This is a genomic window from Selenomonas sp., from assembly GCF_052169755.1.
Lineage (GTDB): Bacteria > Bacillota > Negativicutes > Selenomonadales > Selenomonadaceae > Selenomonas.
In genome coordinates, this window is the sequence record NZ_JBQNBV010000006.1 from 1 (window position 1) to 18,976 (window position 18,976).

The window sequence follows — 18,976 nt, forward strand, 5'->3', positions numbered from 1 at the left end:
GAACGATGGCGGTGACGAGGAGCCCGATGAGGAACATGAGGATGATTATGCCAATAGCCATGGCGTCATCGGTGGAATCGTGATGCGCAGGCGCGGCTTCTGCAGCGGCGCTGAGTATGAATTGGAAGGTGTAGTCGAACATCGTGAAAACGATGTAGATGACTGTCATGATAATGGTGACGATCATATACGTCTTGTTGCTCACGGAGTCGGGTGGCAAGCCGTTTTCGCGGCGCAGTTCGACGAGCTCGCCGCCGATCTTGTAGAGCCAGTAGTAGAAGTAAAGAGAGCAGGTGAGGATCGTATAGAGTACGGCGGTGCCGCCGTCTACGGTACGCGGCTTTCCCGAGAGCGCATGGATCTCGTCCGTCAGTTTGTACATCCAATAGAGTCCGTAGATGCCGCAGGTGACGACGGTCAGGATGATGGAGAGAGCGATGTCGCGCTTCTGTATCTGCATGAAAGCCTCCTTGTTGAATATTAGAAGTTTCTCAAATCACTCTTTACGAGAGAAGCTCCACGGGGCGTCTGCCTCATGGAGCTTTTTCCTCAGCGCACGCGTGCGGCAGGCTCTTCCTTTTCCTCTTCGGGGAAGACGACGCCCTGCACATGGACGTTCGTCTCGACGACCTTGAGTCCCGTCATGGACTCGATGGCGCGGCGCACGTTCTTCTGTACGTCGGTCGCGACGTGGCGAATGTCGACGCCGTAGGTCACGACGATGGAGAGATCGACGGCGGCTTCTTGCTCGCCGACTTCGACTTTGACGCCTTTCGAGAAATTCTTGCGGCCGAGCATGTCGGCGATGCCTCCGATGAGACCGCCGCTCATGCCGGCGACGCCGTCGACGTCCATCGCCGCGAGTCCTGCGATGACGCTGACGACCTCATCGGCGACGCGAATTGAACCAAGTCCTTCGTTGCTCGTTACGAGCGGAGCCGTATCTTCTGCCATGGAAAAAACCTCCTTGCTTGCTGCTGCAAAGCATCCTCTAACATTTCTGCCGTTTTAGTATAGCAGAAAATGAAGCAGGTGGCAATAACATCGGTTTGCAAGTATGCGTCAGAGCGAAGCGGCGGCTCTTTGAACAATTTGCGCAAAGAGCGCGATCGTTTCTTGGCGGTCGCGGCAGTTCCCGTCCATGACGACGAGGATCAGGTCGCCCGCATCGCTCCAGGCGATGCCGCCGTCGGCGTAGACGCCGGTGATTTCGCCCGTCTTGTTGGCGACGAGGAAAGCGGGGAGCGCCGATGGCAGACAGTCTTTGTCTTTTTGGCGTGCGAGGATTTGCAGCATCTTTTCGTCATGCGCATAGTCGACGCATTCGCCGCGATAGATGCGCGAAAGAAGCGTGCCGATGTCCTTGACGCTCGATAGGTTTGGCAGCCCTTGATTCGTGAGCATCATCTTGTGCTGCAGGTGGGTGTCGCTATAGCCTTGTTCGCGAATGTAACGGTCGATGTTTGCCATGCCGAGGCGGTCTATGAGGATGTTGGTCGCCGTGTTGTCGCTGTCCGTGATCATGCGCTCTAAGAGCTGCTCTATCGTGAGCTGCTTGTCGCGGTCGTACCAAGTGAGTCTGCCTGCGCCGCCGACGATGTTTTCTTCGGTGATGTAGAGCGGTTCGGCAAGTGAGAGGGCGCCGTCTTTCGCCTGCTGCATGGCGAAGGCGAGAATGAAGAGCTTGATCATGCTCGCGGGCTGCATGGCGCGGGACTGATAAAGCAGCGGTTCTTGTTCTTCGCGCGGGCGCAGGAGGAAGATCGCGCAGTCGGGCGCTTTTTGCGCGAGAATGGCAGAAAAGTCGGCGCGAAGTGTTTCTTGGTCGCTTCCTCGTTCGGCGATTTTCGGTGTGCGGGGCGATTCTTTTGCGGCGGAGCCATGTTCTTTTTGCGCTCCTCGCGCGGCGGCCTCGACCTCGCCCCCTGCCTGTTTGGCACGCACGGCGCTCGTGAGATCCTTCCAATGCTCCCAAAGTCCTTTTTGTGCGGCTGAACTGCTTTCTTGGAATGCGATGCGGATGGGGGATGTCTTGTTCGGATTTTGCTTTTGCCATAGATACTCGGCGATTCCGAGACAAAGGATCGTCTGCGCCGTGGCGAGAAGCGCGGTGGCGGTCACGGCTTTTTTCAGCCAAGGGAAGCTGCGCTTTTTTTGCGTCTCTATGTCCGCGCGGTGGCGCGCAAGCGTTCTCTGCAGTTCCCTGCGTTCTTTTTTTGTAGGGGCGTTGATGGAAGGGGGCTTTACCATGGCTGCGCCGTCCTCGGCGTTATGACGCCGAAGGTGAAGCCCGCGCCTTGGAGCATGTCGATGATGGCGGGCAGCGCTTCGACCGTTGTTTCTTTGCCTTCCTTGCCGTGCATGAGGACGATGGCGCCGCGGTCTTTGGGACGGTTGGCGCAGGTGTAGCTGACGGAGCCGAGAAGCTTCTGTACGCTGACGTTGTTGCCTGTCGCATCTTCGTTGCTGACGTTCCAGTCATGGTTCACATAGCCGTTTTCCTTGAGCATGGCGTCGTAACCCGAGGAAAACATGCTCGCGGCGCCGCCCGGCGCACGCACGATGAGCGGGCGCACGCCAAGGATGTTGTAAATGATTTCATCGGTGTGGATGATTTCTTCGAGGAAGTTTTCCTTGTTCGGGTAGAGGATGCTGTAGTTGTGGCTGTAGCTGTGGTTGCCGATGGCATGACCTTCGGCGAAGATGCGCTTGAGGACGTCGGGGTGCGCTTCTGCCATATTGCCGACGACGTAAAATGTGGCATGGATGCCGCGTTCCTTCAAGATGTCAAGGATGCGGGGCGTGTTTTTCGCATCGGGTCCGTCATCAAAAGTCAGATAGGCGATGTTTGGCATCGTGTAGGGGATGAGATCGGGCATCTCGGTGGGAAGTCCCTTCTCGCGGCGTTCGGCGAGCGTGTAGATGTCGTAAACGGGCGTCTGTGCATCTGTGATCTGCAAGTTGCTGAAGTCATCGGCGACGACGATATAGTTGCCGCTCGGCGGCGTCTTTTTTGCGGCGGGGGGCGGTGCGGTTTCGGCGCCGCGCCCCGCCGCCGTCTGCGCTGTTTGCGGCTCGGCGAAGTCGTCTGTTTGAAGCTGGCTCCATGCGATGCGCCAGCCGGCGATACAGACGAGCATCAGGCAGGCGATGAGCAGGAATATTTTCGTGTGGCGGTTTTGCAGGAAGTTCTTGCCGCTGGTGTTTTCTGTGTTGTTTTGCAAGACGAAATCATCCTTTCCGTATGTTCAGCAGGGAAGCATGGATAAATGCAGATCTGCCGTCCTAGCGTAGCTTTATGCAAAGGCATTTGAGTTCTTCAAGCAGACGCGTCATTTCTTCGTCCGTGCCGATGGTGATGCGCAGGTGTTCGTCGATGCGCGGCTTCTTGAAGTAGCGCACATAGACGCCGCGCTCGCGCAGTCCTTCGAAGAGATTTTGCGCCGAAATGTCGGGCTTTCGCGCGAAGAGGAAGTTCGTTTTTGATTCGGTGACGAAAAAGCCGAGCTTTTGAAGCGCCGCTTTCGTTTCTTCGCGTGTCTTGATGATTTTGGCGAGCGTTTCTCGGAAGTAGGCTTCGTCCTCGATGGCGGCTTTTCCTGCGGCGAGGGAGAGCGTCGTCATCGTGTAGGAGTTGATCGAGGCTTTGACGTCTTCCATAGCTCGGATAAGCCGCGTTGATGCGAAGGCGTAGCCGATACGCATACCGGCGAGTGCGCGTGATTTCGACATCGTGCGCACGACGACAAGGTTCTCGTAGTCTTGGAGCAGCGGGAGCGCCGTTTCTGCGCCGAAATCGACGTAGGCTTCGTCAACGATGACGACGGATTCGGGATTTTTCGCAAGGATTTCTTCGACGCCTGTCAGGGGGAGCGCGAGACCCGTCGGCGCGTTGGGATTCGCGAAGATGATGCCGCCGTTGGTGTGCGCGTAGTCTTCGGGACGAAGCGTGAAGTCTGCGGCGAGCGGCACGGTTTCATAGGGGATCGCGTAAAGCTTCGCCCAGACGTCGTAGAAGGAGTAGGTGACGTCTGGGAATAGCACAGGCTTTTGCCCTGCGAAGAACGTGAGGAAGGCGAGTGCAAGCACATCGTCGGAGCCGACGCCGATGAACACTTCGCTCGGCTTGACTTCGTAATGTGCGGCGATCACTTTCTTCAAGCTCAGACAGTCCGGCTCGGGGTAGAGACGCAGGCGGTCGGCGTCGCAGGCGGCGATGGCTTCGGCGACGCGCGGCGAGGGCGCGTAGGGGCATTCGTTCGTGTTCAGTTTGACGACTTTGCCCGCAGGCTGTTCGCCGGGGATGTAGGGGGTGACGCGGCGGATGTTATCGTACAGGCTCATGGCTTTCCCTCGTTTTCGTTATGTTATAAGCGTTTTCTTAAAGAATGTATACTTCTTATTCTACGTCCTTTTTGCTCGAAGGGCAAGGGGGCGGCAGGAAAGCGGCGGCTTTTGCCGAAAATTTCTTTAGGATTTTCCACGGGTTTGACGGAAGGAGAGAAGGTCATGACGGAAGATGGAAAAGTGCGTGAAGCAGAGCGCATCGAGCGCACGCTTGAAGCGTTTCGCCGCAATCGCTACGACGTATCGCTGTTTCAGAGGAAGGAAGAGGCGGCGGACTATCTCGCGCGGGAGATCGCAGGAAAGCGCGTGGGCTTTGGCGATTCGGAGACGCTGCGGGCGCTCCGGCTCTACGAGAAGCTCAGCGTGAAAAACGAGGTCATAGATCCTGCGAGGAGCGGTCACATCGGCGGTTTGAAGGCTTTCCTTGCGGCAGGCAGGGAGGCGCTGCTGACTGACGTCTTCGTATTGTCGGCGAACGCCATCACGGAGGCGGGGCAGATTGTCAATATGGACGGTGCGGGAAACCGCATCGCAGGTTCACTCTTTGGTCATGAGAAGACGTATTTCGTCTGCGGCGTGAACAAGCTCGTCAAGGATGTGGAGGCGGCGATCTAGCGCATCCACGCCATCGCCGCGCCGCAAAATGCAGCGAGAAAGAAAAAGCGCACGCCGTGCGCCGCAAAGGGCGACAGGTGCTACGACTGTAGCAGCCCCGAGCGCATCTGCAACGCACTGACGATCCACTACAAGAAGATGAGCTATCGACCGATGGAACTGGTTTTGATTGAGGAGTGTTTGGGGCTGTAGATAGAGTTACGAAGGCGCTGCATGAACGCAAACAGCCTCCTGCACTTCGCTTGGCGAAACAGGAGGCTGCTTGCTATATCAGCTTGCCATGACGGCTGGCCTTCAAAATGGTTGCGATAAGATTCTCAGAACCTGGTTTTCGTTATAGTAGAGGCTGGCGCTTTCCTTGCTGCAATTCCTATGTTATAATCGCCGTAGTGACTGGCTTCAGTCGGTTCTCCTCCATGCGAGGAGGTGATGTGTGTGACGCTTTATGAAAAGCTCTCACTTCTCATTGCAGCGCTTGCGCTTGCAGTAGACATCACTTTTCATCTACTTAAATTCTAAGTAGAAAAAAGAACCGCTCTGCGGTTGCGGCGGCTCCTCTTTCCAATGAAACTAAAAATTTCCGAAGGAGAAACCGACGCTACCACCCGCCAGTCACTCTTCTTTTGTAATTATAGATTTTTTGTACGTTGCTGTCAATCTTCTCGGCTATGATTGTAAGCAGCTATTCGAGATATTCGATCTTTGCCTTGACGATGCGCCGGACGGAAGCGTCGAGACGGTCTTTGGAGATCTCGCCGCTCTTCACGGCTTTGAGGATGCCGTTGTAGACGGCGGTTTCGTGCGCGTAGTCGTGGCAGACGAGCACGAGGTCTGCTCCTGCCAGGATCGCCTCGACGCCCGCGCGGTCGAAGCCGTAGTGGCGTGAGATCGCGCCCATCTCAAGGTCGTCGGTCACGATGACGCCGTCGTAGGAGAGCTCTTCGCGGAGAAGTTTTTGCAGGATGGCAGGAGAAAGGCTCGCGGGATGCTCGGCGTCGAGCGCCGGGTACATCGTATGCGTCGACATGACGAACCAGCCGCTCGCCCCTTTCGCATTCTTTGCGGCGTTCCTCTTGGCGATCATCTCGCGAAACGGCACGAGGTCGCTCGCTTCGAGGGTGGCGCGGTCGGCGTGCACGGCGACCGTGTCCTCGTGCGTATCGCTTTCGCCGCGTCCGAGACCGGGGAAATGCTTGATCGTCGCGAGAAGCCCGACGTCGGCGTGACCTCCGAGGGCGTCGGCGACGAACCTTGTCACGGTGGCGGCGTCGTCGGCATAGGAGCGGCCGTCTGCCGCACCGAGGTCGGCGACGGGAGCGAAGTTCAGGTTGAAGCCCATCGCTTTGAGTCCGTGCGCCGTGTCGGCGGCATAGCGGTATGCCGCTTGGGGGTCGCCCGTGCGGCCGATTTCTGCGGCGGCGGGCGGCGGCGGGAACGCTTCCTTCATGCGTGCGACGGCGCCGCCTTCCTCGTCGATGGCAAGAAAAAGCGGCAGTCCTGCATCTGCGGCATTTTTCTGCAGGGAATCGTTCAGCGCGCGCACCTGCTCTTGACTCTTCATATTGCGGTCGAAGAGGATGACGCCGCCGATGTGGTACTCCGACAGCATGAAGCGGCTGTCATCATTGAGTTCTGTACCCTGTATGCCGATCATGAGGAGCTGCCCGACCTTCTCGGCGTCGCTCATCTTTTGCACGATGGCGGCAGCTTTTTCATCGGGCGAGAGGCTTTTTTGCGTACGACTCGCAGCGGCATCTTTCGAGGCGGCATCGTCGGAGCGCGCAAGGCAGCCTGCGAAGAGCAGGCTGGCACAGAAGATGGTCAGGCAGAGGAGCAGAGGAATGAGAGATGCGTTGCAGTTCGCGCGATTTTTCATCATGACTGGTTCCTGGCTGGGAGTGCGTTTCACAGCAGCGACATATACTTGTTGCGAGCCATGACGTCAATACCGAGCAGATCCATAGCTTTCTCTGCCGATACCCCCGCATTCTTCATCAGATTGCGGATGCTGCTGAGAAAGGCGCTTTCTTCGCCATGTGCTTTGCCGCGAGCTTCGCCGCGAGCTTCACCTTCGGCTACTTCGGCTTTGAGAATGTGTTCTAGGTCACTTTTGACGAGGTCTTCAATCAATTTGCACATGGTGGAGGCTCCCCTTTCGTTTTCTTTGAAAAATCTCGCTCGATTTGCTAAGACGCTGTAATGCATGTCGTCGGGGCTTTCACAGAAGAAATCATGCATAAGGCGACCGAGCGGCGTGTCGTCTTGATATGCGGCATTGACATAGATAATATGTGCGCCGTCGTCGAAGGCGACTCCTGTTTCTGCAAAGGACTTCTGTACATGGTATAGTGGTCGAGTGCCTTTCCATACATCGTGTTCCGTAATGAAGATGACGTAGGTTTCGGGCAGCTCGCTGAAGTCTTTTCCTTTGTCGAGCTCGCGTGCGTCCATCATGCAACTGTTGTAGCGCGCTCGCCTGGGATCGGCGCCATCGTCATCGCGCTGCACTTCGACATCAAAGATGCGTTCGCCGTCAGTGGCAATTGCATCGAAGCGCACACCGCGTCCGAAGAGGTTTGGGACAGAGCTTTGTGTCAATACTTCTTTGACGCGCAGTTGCGGATTGCCGAAGATGATTTGCAGCAAAAGTTCCATGCAGGCGATGTCGCCGTCGAAACAGCTGTTGAAAAAAGCATCGTCAATCAAACGCAGCTTCTTGATGATGTCACGATAGATTTTTTGCCGTTCCGGCGTGTCGAAAATCGTCATGTGCCGCTCCTTTGAAACGAAACTTCTCTTGCTTTATATTCTATAAAAAATCCGTCCCATTGGCAAGGATTCGCACTTCTTTATGCAGGAAAAGCCAGACGCAGATTTTTCTGCATCCGGCTTTGGCAGTCTGTTCGATTTTGCGCCTTACTTGAGCAGCACGCTCGCGTTTTCGAGCACGGCTTCGCCTGCCTGGCAGGCGGGGCAGAAGCAGATCTTGTTGCCGGCGGCTTTGAACGCTTCGGCTTTCTTTGCGAGGTTTGCCGCTTCTTCCGCGCCGAAGAAGCTTCTTGCCTTGTCAGAATGGAAGAAGGCGAGTGAGGTGTCGATGCTGGCAACATCTTCTTTGAGAGCGGCGATGAGCTTTTCGGACAGCTTCTTTTCTGCGTCCGTGCCGACGGCGGCGAGCCAGTCTTCGCTGAGCTTTCGAAGTCCTTCGTAGCAGCTCGGGGCGTTGACGATCTCTTTGACTTTTTCGATGATGGTCTGTTTGTCCATGAAAAATCATCCTTCCTGAATGAATTTGCAGCAAATCTCTCGTACAGGAATCTGTCAGAGCTTTTTGCCGTCGCTGTATTTCTTATAGGCGCAGCAAATGTAATGATGCACATTACGATTATAGAAGAAACGAGACAGAATTGCAAGGGGTTATTGACAAGGCGGCAAAAAGTTGCGTACTATGTAGGGTAGCAGGGCAAGAAACATCGCTTGACGATGCTTCTTGGCAGGAAAGGGAGGTTTACCGATGAAGCGTATTCTTGTCATTGGACAGGGGCCGGCAGGCGTTTCGGCGGCTGTTTACGCGAAGCGCGGCGGTGCGGCGGTTACGGTCGTCGCGAACGGCGTCGGTGCGCTCGAAAAGGCGGAGCGCATCGAAAACTACTATGGATTTGGCGAGCCGCTGACGGGCAAAGAACTTGCCGCGCAGGGCGTCGAAGGAGCGAAGCGGCTTGGAGTGGATTTCATCCAAGGCGAGCTTGTCGGTCTGCGCTTCAAAGATACGATGGACGGCTTTATCGCCGAGACGCCGGATGCTGTGATCGAGGCGGATGCGGTCGTGCTCGCTATGGGCGCTTCGCGCCTTGCACCGCCGCTTGCAGGCGTCAAGGAGTTGGAGGGGCACGGCGTGAGCTACTGTGCGATCTGCGACGCATTCTTTTATCGCGGGAAGGAAGCCGCTGTCCTTGGCGCGGGCGATTATGCGCTTGCAGAAGCTGCGGCGCTCCTGCCTCATGCGGCGAAAGTGCATCTTCTGACGAACGGCGAAGCTGTGCCGGCGCGACTTCCGGCGGGGGTTCTCGTTCATGGGGAAAGGATCGCCGCTGTCGAGGGCGAGGGCAGGGTCGAACGCGTCGTCTTTGCAGATGGCAGGGAGCTTCCTGTCAGCGGCGTATTTGTCGCCGTTGGTACGGCGGGCAGCACGGCGATCGCCAAGAAGCTCGGCATCCTGCTTGACGGCGTGTATCTGAAAGTGGATGAGACGATGGCGACAAATGTACCCGGCGTCTTTGCTGCAGGCGATGCAACGGGTGGGCTTTTGCAGGTGGCGAAAGCGGTGCATGAGGGCGCGGTCGCAGGGCTTTCGGCGCTGAAATTCCTGCGCGGCAAAAAGGCTTGATGGAGTGCGCGGCGTTTTTTGTAAGGGCGGTGCATGGTCTGTCGTCTTTCTTCGTCAAAGAAAAGAGCCGCCACGGTTTTGAAGCCGTGGGCGGCTCTTTTGATGTGCGTTTAGTCGAGCAGGCTTTCGACCATCTCGCGCGGTACGAAGCCGACGGATTCCTTCGTTTTCACACCGTCTTTGAATGCGATGAGCGTCGGGATCGACTGCACGCCGAATTGGACGGCAAGTTCGGGCTGCTCGTCAATGTTGACCTTGCCGACCTTGAGGTCGGGACGCGCTCTAGCCACCTCGTCGATGACGGGCGTGAGCATACGGCAGGGACCGCACCAAGGCGCCCAGAAGTCGAGCAGCACTGCGCCCTTGGCGTCTGTAACTTCATGCTGGAAGTTTTCCTTTGTAATCTCTATCGGAGTCATAGTATTCCCTCACAATCTTTTTATGATTCTTTGCATTCATCAGCATTATAGCATATTCGCGCCTGCGGAAAAAGTACGGCAAAGTGGATGTTTCTTTCGCTTGCTGCCAAATCTCTTGCAATATCGCGCTTTTTCTACTACAATGATGAACGAAAAATAATTCTTGACGAGGTGGAAAACTTATGACGCGATTGGAAGAAATGCTGCGGGCGAATGCGGCGTACTGCAAGAACCCGCCGGTCGATTATACGGCGGAAGATGCGCACGAGAGCAAGCTGCCGAAGAAGAAGATCGCCGTGTTCACCTGCATGGACACGCGGCTCGTGGAGCTTTTGGAGCCTGCTTTGGGTTTAAAGCGCGGTGATGCAAAGTTCGTCAAGACGGTGGGAAACACGCTCGTCGGTCCCTTCGACGGCGTTGTGCGCAGTCTTATGGTCGCGACATACGAACTTGGCATCGAGGAGATCTTCGTCGTCGGACACGATGAATGCGGCATGGCAAAGACGACGGCGAAGAGTCTCATCGACGCCATGCACGCGCGCGGCGTCGATGATGCGGCGATTGCGCCGCTGCGCGAGGAGCTGGTGCATTGGGCGGACAGCTTCAGCCATCCCGCAGAAAACGTCAGGGAAGTCGTCGAAAAGCTGCGTAAAAATCCGCTCCTGCCGAAAGATCTCAAGATACATGGTCTCATGCTGCATCCGAGAACGGGTAAGATCGACCTGATCGAGAGCGGCGATACATAAAAGACTGCGCGTGCTGTGCCCCTATGGATAAAAAGGAGATGCTATGACTTTCAATCGAAGAAGAAAACGTGATTTTTCCGTAAAAGACCTCGTCTTGACTGCACTGATGACGGCGATCGTCTTTCTCGCCACTTTCGTGCCGCATATTCCGATACCGCTCGGCTACGCGCACTTGGGCGACGCCGCCATTTTCCTCTTTGCGCTTTTTGCGCCGCGGCGTTCGGCGCTCTTTGCTGCGTGCTTCGGCTCGGCGCTCGCTGATTTTATGAGCGGTTTTGCGCTTTGGATCGTGCCGACGCTCATCATCAAGTTCGTCATGGCGGAGATCGTCTGTCGCATGGCGGACGCGGCAAGCCTCATCGGGCGCATCGGCGTGGCGCTCACGCTTTCAAGCCTTTGGATGGCAGTCGCCTACACGCTCGCAGGCGCCGTCCTTTACGACAGTTTTGCGGCGGCGCTCGGTTCCTTCCCCGGGCTTTTCGTGGAGGGCGTCATCAACAGCTTCTTGGCGCTTGTCGCTCTGCCGTTTTTGCGCGGGCGGCTTCCGCGCGCCGATTGAGTTTTTGCGAAGGAAAGAAGTGAAGGATTTGCTCGCTCCCAAGGGATACGAAGATATTGAAGAAAAGGTGCTGGCGAAAGAGCGGCTGACGCGAGAGGACGGCATTCGCCTCTTCGACTGTAAGGACATCGCCTGGCTCGGTGCGCTCGCTGACCATGTGCGGCGCGAAAAGTGCGGTGACATTGTCTATTACAACGTGAACTGTCATGTGAATCTCACGAATATATGCCGGGCACACTGCAAGTTCTGCGCTTTCGGGCGCGATGCCGAGGACAAGGGCGCCTATGAGATGACCGAAGAGGACGCCGTCGCCGTCGTCGAGGACGCGATGAAGGATCCGCACCTTGCCGGACTGCACGTCGTCTCGGGACTGCATCCTGCGTGGACGTTTGACGACTACCTCGCGCGGCTTCGTGCGCTGCACGAAAGATTCCCCAAGCTCTACCTCAAGGGCTTTACGGGCGTCGAGATCACACATTTTTCCAAGATCTCGGGGCTTTCCGTGCGCGAGGTGCTGGAAAATCTCAAGGCGGCGGGGCTTTCGGCGATTGCGGGCGGCGGCGCGGAGATCCTCTCCGACCGCATCCGCGAAGCCCTGTGTCCGAACAAGGCGACGGCGAAGGAGTGGCTCGACGCCGCCCGCACGGCGCATGAACTCGGCGTCAAGTCGAATGCCTCGATGCTCTACGGTCATATCGAGACGCTTTCTGAGCGCGTCGATCATCTGCTCGCTCTGCGCTCGCTGCAGGACGAGACGGGCGGCTTCCAGACCTTCATCTGCTTCCCGTTCCTGCCGAAGAACACGGCGCTTGCCGCTGAAAGCGGCATCTCTCAGACCTCGATGTGGGACGACCTCAGGACGATGGCGATCTCGCGCCTCATGCTCGACAACTTCACGAACATCAAGGCGTACTGGGTCATGCTGACCGTCCCCGTCGCTCAGGTCGCGCTCGGCTTCGGCGCGAACGACATCGACGGCACGGTGCACAAGGAGACGATCCTGCACGATGCCGGCGCGAAGAGTCCGCGCGCGCTGACGGAGGACCGCATCATCCGCATCGTCAAGGAAGCGGGCCGCATCCCTGCGGCATGTGACTGCAACTTCAATATTTTGCATGTGTACGAATGAGGCGGGCGCATTTGCGGCATGATGAACCATCCGTTCTTTGACAGGCGTGGCGGCTTTGCCTTCCGTATAGCAAAATGTCAATGAAAAAAGAATGAATTTACAGGGGGTCGATATGATGAAAAAACTTATGCTTTTGACAACCGTGGTCTTGACGCTTCTTTCGCTGGGCTGCGGCGCAGGTTCGGCGGCGGACGGAGGGAAAGGAAGTGCGGCGGAGATGAAACAGGATAGGAAATTTGTGCAGGTTTCGGCGGCAGAGGCGCAGAAGATGCTGGCGGAGGAAGAGGGGTACATCCTTCTCGATGTGCGCACGCCGAAAGAATATGCCGATGGGCATATTCCGAACGCTGTCAATCTGCCGAATGAAACGATCGGGAAGGAACCGCCGACGATTCTTTCGGACAAGGAGCAGCGCATTTTCGTCTACTGCCGCAGCGGCAGGCGCAGCCAAGATGCGGCGGCGAAGCTCGCAGCTATGGGCTATACGAACATCGTTGACTTCGGCGGCATCATGGATTGGCGCGGCGACGTGGTGAAGTGAGCTGCGCTTTTGCCGGACGGCTTCTGGCAAGAGGGGAGAGTTGTACTTGGAGAAGAAACTTTTCGTATGGTATCCGCGCTGCACGACATGTCAAAAGGCGCGCCGCTGGCTTGAAGAGCGCGGCGCTGCGGTCGAGGAGCGCGACGTCAAGGAAGAGAAGCCGACCGCTGCCGAGCTGCGTGTCTGGCATGAGCGAAGCGGTTTGCCGCTGAAACGGTTCTTCAACACGAGCGGTTTGAAGTACAAAGAGCTGCATCTCAAGGACAAGCTGCCTGCGATGGGAGAAGATGAGCAGTTCGCACTGCTTGCTTCCGACGGTATGCTCGTCAGGCGTCCCATCCTCGTCGCTGGGGATTTCGTCCTCGTCGGCTTCAAGGAGCAGGAGTGGCAGGAGCGGTTCGGGTAATCTTTATGAGGCTGTGCATGGGGTTTTTGCCCCGGCACAGCCTTGTTACTTTCCTTGGCAGGGGATGAATCCGCTTCATATCTTTTGTTTATGGGAATTTTAGAAAAATCCCTGAAAAACTCTTAGGAACGGCGGCATTCGCGACGATAGATACATTGAAAGTCAGACAGTTTCACTTGTCTTGAAGAAATTTACAGGGAGAGGGACGGAATGAACGGAAACTTGAAAAACTGCCCGTCGTGCGGCAAATTGTTTATCGCGCAGCCGAAACAGAAACTGTGCGTAGATTGTTTTGAAAAGCAGCGCGAAGAGGAAGAGCGCATCATCCGCTACGTGAACACGCATAAGGATGCGACGACGCTTGACAAGATCGTGGAAGGAACGGGAGCGGATCCGCAGGTGATCCTGCGGATGATTCACGAGTCGCGTTTCCTGCAGACCGATGTTGAGGTCAGCTACCCGTGTGAGAGCTGCGGTATGCTGATTACGCGCGGGCGTTACTGCGCGGGCTGTATGCGCGACTTCAAGGCGGGCGCGGAACGCATTTGACGCCTGCGCTTCCTGCCCGTCGATGCGTCCTTGTCGAATGGACAGGGGGCGCGAGACTAGGAGTGTCGCCTTTTTCGCAGAAACTTCTCATGGATCGAAACTTAAGCTGAGAGAAATTTTTTTCGATACTACACATGAAAGACGGGAGCAAGAGCGTGGAGGCTCTGCTCTTGGCTTAAAAAAGAAAGGTGGTGAGGTGCGATGTCCATACAGCTGCAAGGCCGTATACAGGCGCTCTACAACACGTATGCAGCAAGTGATGCGTTCGCTGCCGTACAGGCGCAGGGGAAGCGTCAGGCGGAAGCCCCGCGCAGGGACGCCGTCGTGCTTTCCGAGGAAGGCAGAACCTTCGGCGAAATCCTCAACCGCTTGAAGGCGGATAATGATAAGGTTCGTGAGGATAGAGTGGATTTTTACACGCAGCAGATCGCTGCGGGCAATTATCATGTTGCGGCGCAGGATATAGCCGCGAAGATGCTTGACCAGCGCGTTTGATGCAGACGGATTCATAACGTCGCGGTGAGGGGGACGGATATGTGGCGTGAAATGAAAGAAGTCATGGGCGCACTCTCTTCGTGCTACGAGGAGCTTTTGAAGACGAGCGAGGAGAAGCACAAGGCGCTCGCCACGATGAACCTCAAGGAAATCGAACGCGTCGTAAAGGAAGAGGAAAAGCTGGCGGCTCGTGTTGAACAGCTGGAGAAGCGGCGTCAAGCAGCGCTCCAATCCCTTGCGGAGAAAGAGTCAGGCATAGAGCCGACGATGAAGCTGCGCGATCTCACGCTGCGCTGTCCGGATGCGCGTCTGGCGCAGGAGCTTGCGGCGCTGCACGAGGAACTTGACCGCCGTATGCGGGAAGTTCGGCTGACCGGCGAGAACAACACGCTGCTCGCCGAAAGCGCACTCGCTGCGGTGACGGCGAATTTGAACCGCATCGGCTCTGCGACGGCGGGGACGTCTTACGGTGCGGGCGGCGAAGAAAGCGTGACGCGCGAGCGGCGCTTTGATTTCAAGGCGTAGATCATGGGTGAGATCATCAAGCTGCTCAAGCAGCAGATCGACATCTGCCGCCGCCTGCTTCAGGCGGTGGAACAGCAGCGGCAAGGGCTCTGCAGCGGCTCCGGCGGTTTGATGAGCCGAGAGACGAAGGCGATGGAAGTATTGCTCATCGAACTGCGGCATATCGAGAAGCGGCAGGCGCTTCTTCTCAAGGGGACGGCGACGCGCGACCTCTCCGAACTGCTTTCGCGCACGACGCCGTCCGAGGAGCGCGTAGCTGCCCGGCGGCTTTTGCAGGAGGCGGGTGCGCTTATGAGTGAGGTGCGGGAAGCCGTCGCCATGAACGGTGAACTTCTCGACCGCCACATGCAGTACATCCTTTTCAGCATCAATGTGATGGCTGGAACGCCTGCGGATGTGACGTATGACAAGCCCGTAAAAGAGCAGGAGAAGGACAAGGCGCAGACGAATGCGGACACGAAGATGTTCGATGCGAGCGTCTGACGGATTACATGAAAGAAGCGTATAACCGCAGGGAAACAACGCTTCTAAAGGGAAAAGGGTGAAAGAATGCGATCGACATTTTCCGGACTGAATACGATGGTTCGCGGCATCTATCAAAATCAGCTGTCCCTCGATACCGTGGGGCACAACATCACGAACGCGAATACGAAGGGCTACTCGCGTCAGCGCGTGAATCCCGCAGCTACGCGCCCGCTTGAACAGCGCGGCATGTTTGGCGGACTTTTCGTCGGCACCGGCGTCGATTCGGAGTCGCTGACGAGAGCCCGCGATTTTTTCGCGGATAAGCAGTATTGGCAGGAAGAGGCGACGGAGTCTTATGCGAAGTTCCGTCAGAAGAACTATGACAAGATCGAGACGGTATTCGACGACTCCAAGAACAAGGGGCTGCAAAATGAACTGCACAAGTTCTACAGCGCATGGAACGACTTGAGCGTCTACGCAAGCGATCCGGCGAAGCGCGTGTCCGTCATCGAGGCGGGCAAGCAGTTTGCCGATCGGCTGGAAGAAGCCGCGCAGAATGTGCAGAAACAGATCGACCTCGTCTATCGTGAGATGGATACGAATGTCAAAGACGTTAACGAAATCACGCAGCAGATTGTCGAACTCAACAAGAATATCGCGCTTGCCGAGGCGAACGGCGCTATGGCGAACGATCTCCGCGACAAGCGTGATCTCCTCGTGGACAAGCTGTCGGGTTACATGAGCCTGCATGTCTACGAGATGGACAACGGCATGTACCAGATCGTTTCGGGCGGCGCGTCGATCGTCAACGGCATTTCGCGTCTTGAACTCAAGATGGATGGTCCCGTTGAAAATAAGCGCTACGGCGTCAATGATTACTCGCTGACGTTCAAGGAGACGAACACGCTCTTTATGCCGGGCAACGGCAAGCTGCAGGCCGCCGTTGACTCCATCAAGGAAAATAAAGGCTACATGGATAAGCTTGCGAATATCGCAGCGACATTCATGACGCAGTTCAACGACCAGCATCGCGCGGGCGCGGGCATCGACAAGGACAAGACGTCGAACCTCAACTTCTTCGGCAGAAATGACAGATACTATGTCTGGGATAAGGAACGCCAGTCGCTCCTCGCAGCGAAGGTGACGAACAAGACGTCGACGACAGCGGGTTCGCCGCCTGTGACGACGCACACGACGACGCTTTCGACGGCGGCGGGCGACACGCAGGAACTGCAGGGGCTTGAGATCATCAAAGCGATGAAAGTCAGCGCCGAACTTACGGCGCAGAACGGCGAACTCAAGGTTGCGGCGCGCGGCTTCGGCGACAACAGCGACGAGAAGAACTCTTATGTGCAGAACTTCAGCTACAGCAACGCGACCATCCCACCGCAGATCACAGGCACGGGCACCGTCGTCCATAAGACGAGCGATATGAACGGCACGGCGGACGGCAGCAACGCCGTCCATCTGACGAACATCTTCAATATGGAGCAGAAAGATACCGGGCTTTCGATCTACAAGAACCCGACAGCGGGCAGTCCGACGGAAAACCGCCCCATCGGCACAGGCTCCCTCAACAACTATTACAAATCGGTGACAAGCGCGCTCGGCATTGATGCGAACGCGATGGATACGAAAGTCAAGTTCCAAGAAAACGTCATGACGCAGATCGAAGCGTGGCGCACGTCGGTTTCCGGCGTCAACTGGAACGAAGAACTTTCCAACATGATCAAATTTCAGCAGGGATACAGTGCGAGTGCACGCTGCCTGACGACGATGGATGAAATGCTCGACCGTCTCGTGAACAACACGGGATTGGTGGGAAGGTAATGGTGAAGTAAATGAGAATTGGCAGTCTGCACATGGTTTCGCGCTATCAAAAGCAGCTGAACGACGCCGCAGAAGAGCAGGCAAAGCTCATGGAGCAGTCGGACGGACAGTCGCTGCATCGCCCGTCGGACGACCCTGTGCGCTACTCCAACTGGCTGCGCTACAGCACGGAGCAGAACGAGAACGAGCAGTATCAGAAGAACGTCGAGGCAGGAAAGTCATGGATGCAGCGTACGGACGGCGCTGTGTCAGGCATGGCGGACATCTTCAAGACGCTGAAGGAAAAGACGATCCAGGCGGCGCAGTCGCCGCATCAGCAAACGGACATGGCGGCGATTGCCAAGGAGATGACGGCGAAGCTGCATGAGATCGTCTCCCTCGGCAACTCACAGCAGGGCGACCGCTATATTTTCTCCGGACAGTCCGATCTCACACAGCCGTTCCTTCTCTCGGAAAAGAAAGTCGCGCGCGGCATTCCCAAGACGCTCGACGATCAGCAGTCGAAATTCTTCAAGGATACGAACGTGTCGGGCCGCATGAAGCAGATGCTCACACTCCAAGGCAGCGACGGCAACGAATACTATCTCGATACGAAGTCAGGCTACATCTACTCGTACGACTTCATGAAGGACGGCTACAAGAAGAAAGTTGCGGCAGGACAGACGACGGTGAATCCGGCAACGGATAGTGTAGGCAGGCTTCCCAGCCACCCGTTCAATGTTTCGGAGAACTTCCTCAATACGGGACAAATCAAGGATGCATCGACAAATCCTCAGGCAGGGGCGCACGCGGGCGTTGATTGGAAATTTAACCACACCGTCAACGGCAAGCCCGTGAAGTTCACACTCAAGACCATCGAGCAGCAGATCGTCAAGTATCAGGGCGACTTCAAGCAGATCTCTATGGTCAAGAAGAACGGCGCCGTCGAGCCGACGGCAGATACCGTAAATGCGACGGCGAAAGAAATTTTCGGCGAGGATATCTTCGACGACGAGAACTCGGGCAACACGTACTCGGGCACGGCGGCGCTCAACGACATGCTGACCGTCGCGGAGAAGGTGAATTCGTCCGATGTCAACTGGCTGATCTCCGACGGCGTGACGCTTGCCGATGAGTCTCACAACAACGTCGTCATATCGCAGGATCATATCGCAGCGCGTCACAACGTCTACAAGGGGATGTCGGAGATCCTTGGCGACTATGCTACCGCCATCAAGCAGGACATCTCCGATACGAACAGCACGGACGTCGCGAAACTTGCCGTCCAGATGATGCAGGCTTCGGCGATTTACAACATGTCGCTTTCCGTCGGTTCGCGCATCCTGCCGCCGACGCTGACCGACTACTTGAGGTAAGGAGGGGAGGCGCGCCATGCTTTCCAACATGATGTATCTCAACGTGCGGCATACGCTGCCGATGCTCGGCTGGCAGGCGCGTTCCTTCAAGTTCAAGACGAGCATGACGCCGACAAAGATGCATGGGCGGCGACGCGAAGCGAGTGCAGATCTCGGCACGACGCAGGTGCGCATCGACATCGACAGCTACGAGAGCCGCAAGGCTTACGGCTTTCGGAAGGACGCCGATCTCTGCGCGGATTTCAAGAATGCAGGGCTGTCGGGCGTGAAGCAGGGTACGAGCCGCCGCTCAAGCGAGGCGTGGCAGATCATTGACGGTGCGGCAAAGCCGAATGCGAATTTTTTCCAGAAGCAGGCGAAGCATAAGATCGAAGCGGAAATCAGCGAGCGCAAGGAAATAGAGCTAAAGCCCATCCCGCGTCCGAAGATCACCGTGCACCCGGCGGAGCTGAAGGGCACGCCTGATGTGGGAGAGCACAGCATAGACATACGCTCGGAGCCGTTTGCTGACATCGCCTACGAGCCGGGCAGCATCGACTACAATATGAAGGTGGAAGGCTCCATTCACATGTGGACTTCCATTGGGCATTACGATATATACGCATAGG

At 56.6% G+C, this 18,976-nt stretch carries 22 protein-coding genes and 1 pseudogene; 14 read left to right on the forward strand and 9 right to left on the reverse strand.

Going from position 1 to position 18,976, the window contains the following annotated elements:
- The 5 genes from ACTTKG_RS01010 to hisC form a co-directional block, all read right to left on the reverse strand.
- Positions 1 to 460, reverse strand: a 460-nt coding sequence (locus tag ACTTKG_RS01010; RefSeq protein ID WP_442672399.1) for a DUF4234 domain-containing protein, incomplete at its 3' end; no start/stop codon positions are given.
- An 89-nt stretch (positions 461 to 549) separates the two neighbouring features.
- A complete protein-coding gene (locus ACTTKG_RS01015) occupies positions 550 to 954 on the reverse strand; it encodes an Asp23/Gls24 family envelope stress response protein (RefSeq protein ID WP_442672400.1) in 405 nt (134 codons plus the stop codon).
- A gap of 108 nt (positions 955 to 1,062) precedes the next feature.
- Positions 1,063 to 2,250 carry a serine hydrolase gene (locus ACTTKG_RS01020; RefSeq protein ID WP_442672401.1) on the reverse strand — a complete coding sequence of 396 codons (1,188 nt, stop codon included), beginning with the start codon at positions 2,248 to 2,250 and terminating at the stop codon, positions 1,063 to 1,065.
- Complete coding sequence (locus ACTTKG_RS01025; RefSeq protein WP_442672402.1) at positions 2,244 to 3,224, reverse strand: polysaccharide deacetylase family protein; 981 nt, start codon at positions 3,222 to 3,224, stop codon at positions 2,244 to 2,246. Before ACTTKG_RS01025 ends, ACTTKG_RS01020 begins: the two co-directional genes overlap by 7 nt.
- A 61-nt stretch (positions 3,225 to 3,285) precedes the next feature.
- Positions 3,286 to 4,344, reverse strand: a complete 1,059-nt coding sequence (gene hisC, locus ACTTKG_RS01030; protein WP_442672403.1) for a histidinol-phosphate transaminase — start codon at positions 4,342 to 4,344, stop codon at positions 3,286 to 3,288.
- A 71-nt stretch (positions 4,345 to 4,415) separates the two neighbouring features.
- Between hisC and ACTTKG_RS01035 the strand changes: the two are divergent.
- Positions 4,416 to 5,154: pseudogene (locus tag ACTTKG_RS01035) on the forward strand (LUD domain-containing protein).
- A gap of 490 nt (positions 5,155 to 5,644) precedes the next feature.
- Here ACTTKG_RS01035 and ACTTKG_RS01040 read toward each other — a convergent pair.
- The 3 genes from ACTTKG_RS01040 to ACTTKG_RS01050 form a co-directional block, all read right to left on the reverse strand.
- Positions 5,645 to 6,841, reverse strand: a complete 1,197-nt coding sequence (locus ACTTKG_RS01040) for a glycoside hydrolase family 3 protein (protein ID WP_442672404.1) — start codon at positions 6,839 to 6,841, stop codon at positions 5,645 to 5,647.
- A 26-nt stretch (positions 6,842 to 6,867) separates the two neighbouring features.
- Positions 6,868 to 7,731, reverse strand: a complete 864-nt coding sequence (locus ACTTKG_RS01045) for a PD-(D/E)XK nuclease family transposase (protein ID WP_442672405.1) — start codon at positions 7,729 to 7,731, stop codon at positions 6,868 to 6,870.
- 147 nt (positions 7,732 to 7,878) lie between these two features.
- Complete coding sequence (locus ACTTKG_RS01050) at positions 7,879 to 8,229, reverse strand: heat-shock protein Hsp90 (protein ID WP_442672406.1); 351 nt, start codon at positions 8,227 to 8,229, stop codon at positions 7,879 to 7,881.
- A gap of 247 nt (positions 8,230 to 8,476) precedes the next feature.
- Here ACTTKG_RS01050 and ACTTKG_RS01055 point away from each other — a divergent pair, with 247 nt between their 5' ends.
- The gene (locus ACTTKG_RS01055) at positions 8,477 to 9,349 is read left to right on the forward strand and encodes an NAD(P)/FAD-dependent oxidoreductase (RefSeq protein WP_442672407.1); all 873 of its coding nucleotides are present in this window, start codon (positions 8,477 to 8,479) and stop codon (positions 9,347 to 9,349) included.
- Positions 9,350 to 9,459: 110 nt separating this feature from the next.
- Here the strand turns inward: ACTTKG_RS01055 and trxA are convergent, their stop codons facing one another.
- Positions 9,460 to 9,768: a thioredoxin gene (gene trxA, locus ACTTKG_RS01060; RefSeq protein WP_442672408.1), complete on the reverse strand. Its 309-nt coding sequence runs from the start codon at positions 9,766 to 9,768 to the stop codon at positions 9,460 to 9,462.
- A 182-nt stretch (positions 9,769 to 9,950) separates the two neighbouring features.
- Between trxA and ACTTKG_RS01065 the strand changes: the two genes are divergently transcribed.
- From ACTTKG_RS01065 to ACTTKG_RS01120, 12 genes are all read left to right on the forward strand, one after another.
- Positions 9,951 to 10,514, forward strand: coding sequence for a beta-class carbonic anhydrase (locus ACTTKG_RS01065; RefSeq protein WP_442672409.1), 564 nt, complete (start codon positions 9,951 to 9,953; stop codon positions 10,512 to 10,514).
- Between the two features lie 43 nt (positions 10,515 to 10,557).
- Entirely contained in the window at positions 10,558 to 11,073 is a 516-nt protein-coding gene (locus tag ACTTKG_RS01070; RefSeq protein WP_442672410.1) for an ECF transporter S component, read from the forward strand.
- A 19-nt stretch (positions 11,074 to 11,092) separates the two neighbouring features.
- Positions 11,093 to 12,202: an aminofutalosine synthase MqnE gene (mqnE, locus tag ACTTKG_RS01075; RefSeq protein WP_442672411.1), complete on the forward strand. Its 1,110-nt coding sequence runs from the start codon at positions 11,093 to 11,095 to the stop codon at positions 12,200 to 12,202.
- Between the two features lie 115 nt (positions 12,203 to 12,317).
- Complete coding sequence (locus tag ACTTKG_RS01080) at positions 12,318 to 12,743, forward strand: rhodanese-like domain-containing protein (protein ID WP_442672431.1); 426 nt, start codon at positions 12,318 to 12,320, stop codon at positions 12,741 to 12,743.
- 46 nt (positions 12,744 to 12,789) lie between these two features.
- Entirely contained in the window at positions 12,790 to 13,149 is a 360-nt protein-coding gene (locus tag ACTTKG_RS01085; RefSeq protein WP_442672412.1) for an arsenate reductase family protein, read from the forward strand.
- 210 nt (positions 13,150 to 13,359) lie between these two features.
- Complete coding sequence (locus ACTTKG_RS01090) at positions 13,360 to 13,698, forward strand: flagellar protein (protein ID WP_442672413.1); 339 nt, start codon at positions 13,360 to 13,362, stop codon at positions 13,696 to 13,698.
- Between the two features lie 201 nt (positions 13,699 to 13,899).
- Entirely contained in the window at positions 13,900 to 14,193 is a 294-nt protein-coding gene (locus tag ACTTKG_RS01095) for a flagellar biosynthesis anti-sigma factor FlgM (RefSeq protein ID WP_442672414.1), read from the forward strand.
- 39 nt (positions 14,194 to 14,232) lie between these two features.
- Entirely contained in the window at positions 14,233 to 14,718 is a 486-nt protein-coding gene (locus ACTTKG_RS01100) for a flagellar protein FlgN (RefSeq protein WP_442672415.1), read from the forward strand.
- 3 nt (positions 14,719 to 14,721) lie between these two features.
- The gene (locus ACTTKG_RS01105; protein ID WP_442672416.1) at positions 14,722 to 15,201 is read left to right on the forward strand and encodes a flagellar protein FlgN; all 480 of its coding nucleotides are present in this window, start codon (positions 14,722 to 14,724) and stop codon (positions 15,199 to 15,201) included.
- Positions 15,202 to 15,267: 66 nt separating this feature from the next.
- The gene (gene flgK, locus ACTTKG_RS01110) at positions 15,268 to 17,013 is read left to right on the forward strand and encodes a flagellar hook-associated protein FlgK (protein WP_442672417.1); all 1,746 of its coding nucleotides are present in this window, start codon (positions 15,268 to 15,270) and stop codon (positions 17,011 to 17,013) included.
- Between the two features lie 11 nt (positions 17,014 to 17,024).
- Complete coding sequence (flgL, locus tag ACTTKG_RS01115) at positions 17,025 to 18,368, forward strand: flagellar hook-associated protein FlgL (RefSeq protein ID WP_442672418.1); 1,344 nt, start codon at positions 17,025 to 17,027, stop codon at positions 18,366 to 18,368.
- A gap of 16 nt (positions 18,369 to 18,384) precedes the next feature.
- Positions 18,385 to 18,975: a DUF6470 family protein gene (locus ACTTKG_RS01120; protein WP_442672419.1), complete on the forward strand. Its 591-nt coding sequence runs from the start codon at positions 18,385 to 18,387 to the stop codon at positions 18,973 to 18,975.
- Position 18,976 lies beyond the last annotated feature (1 nt).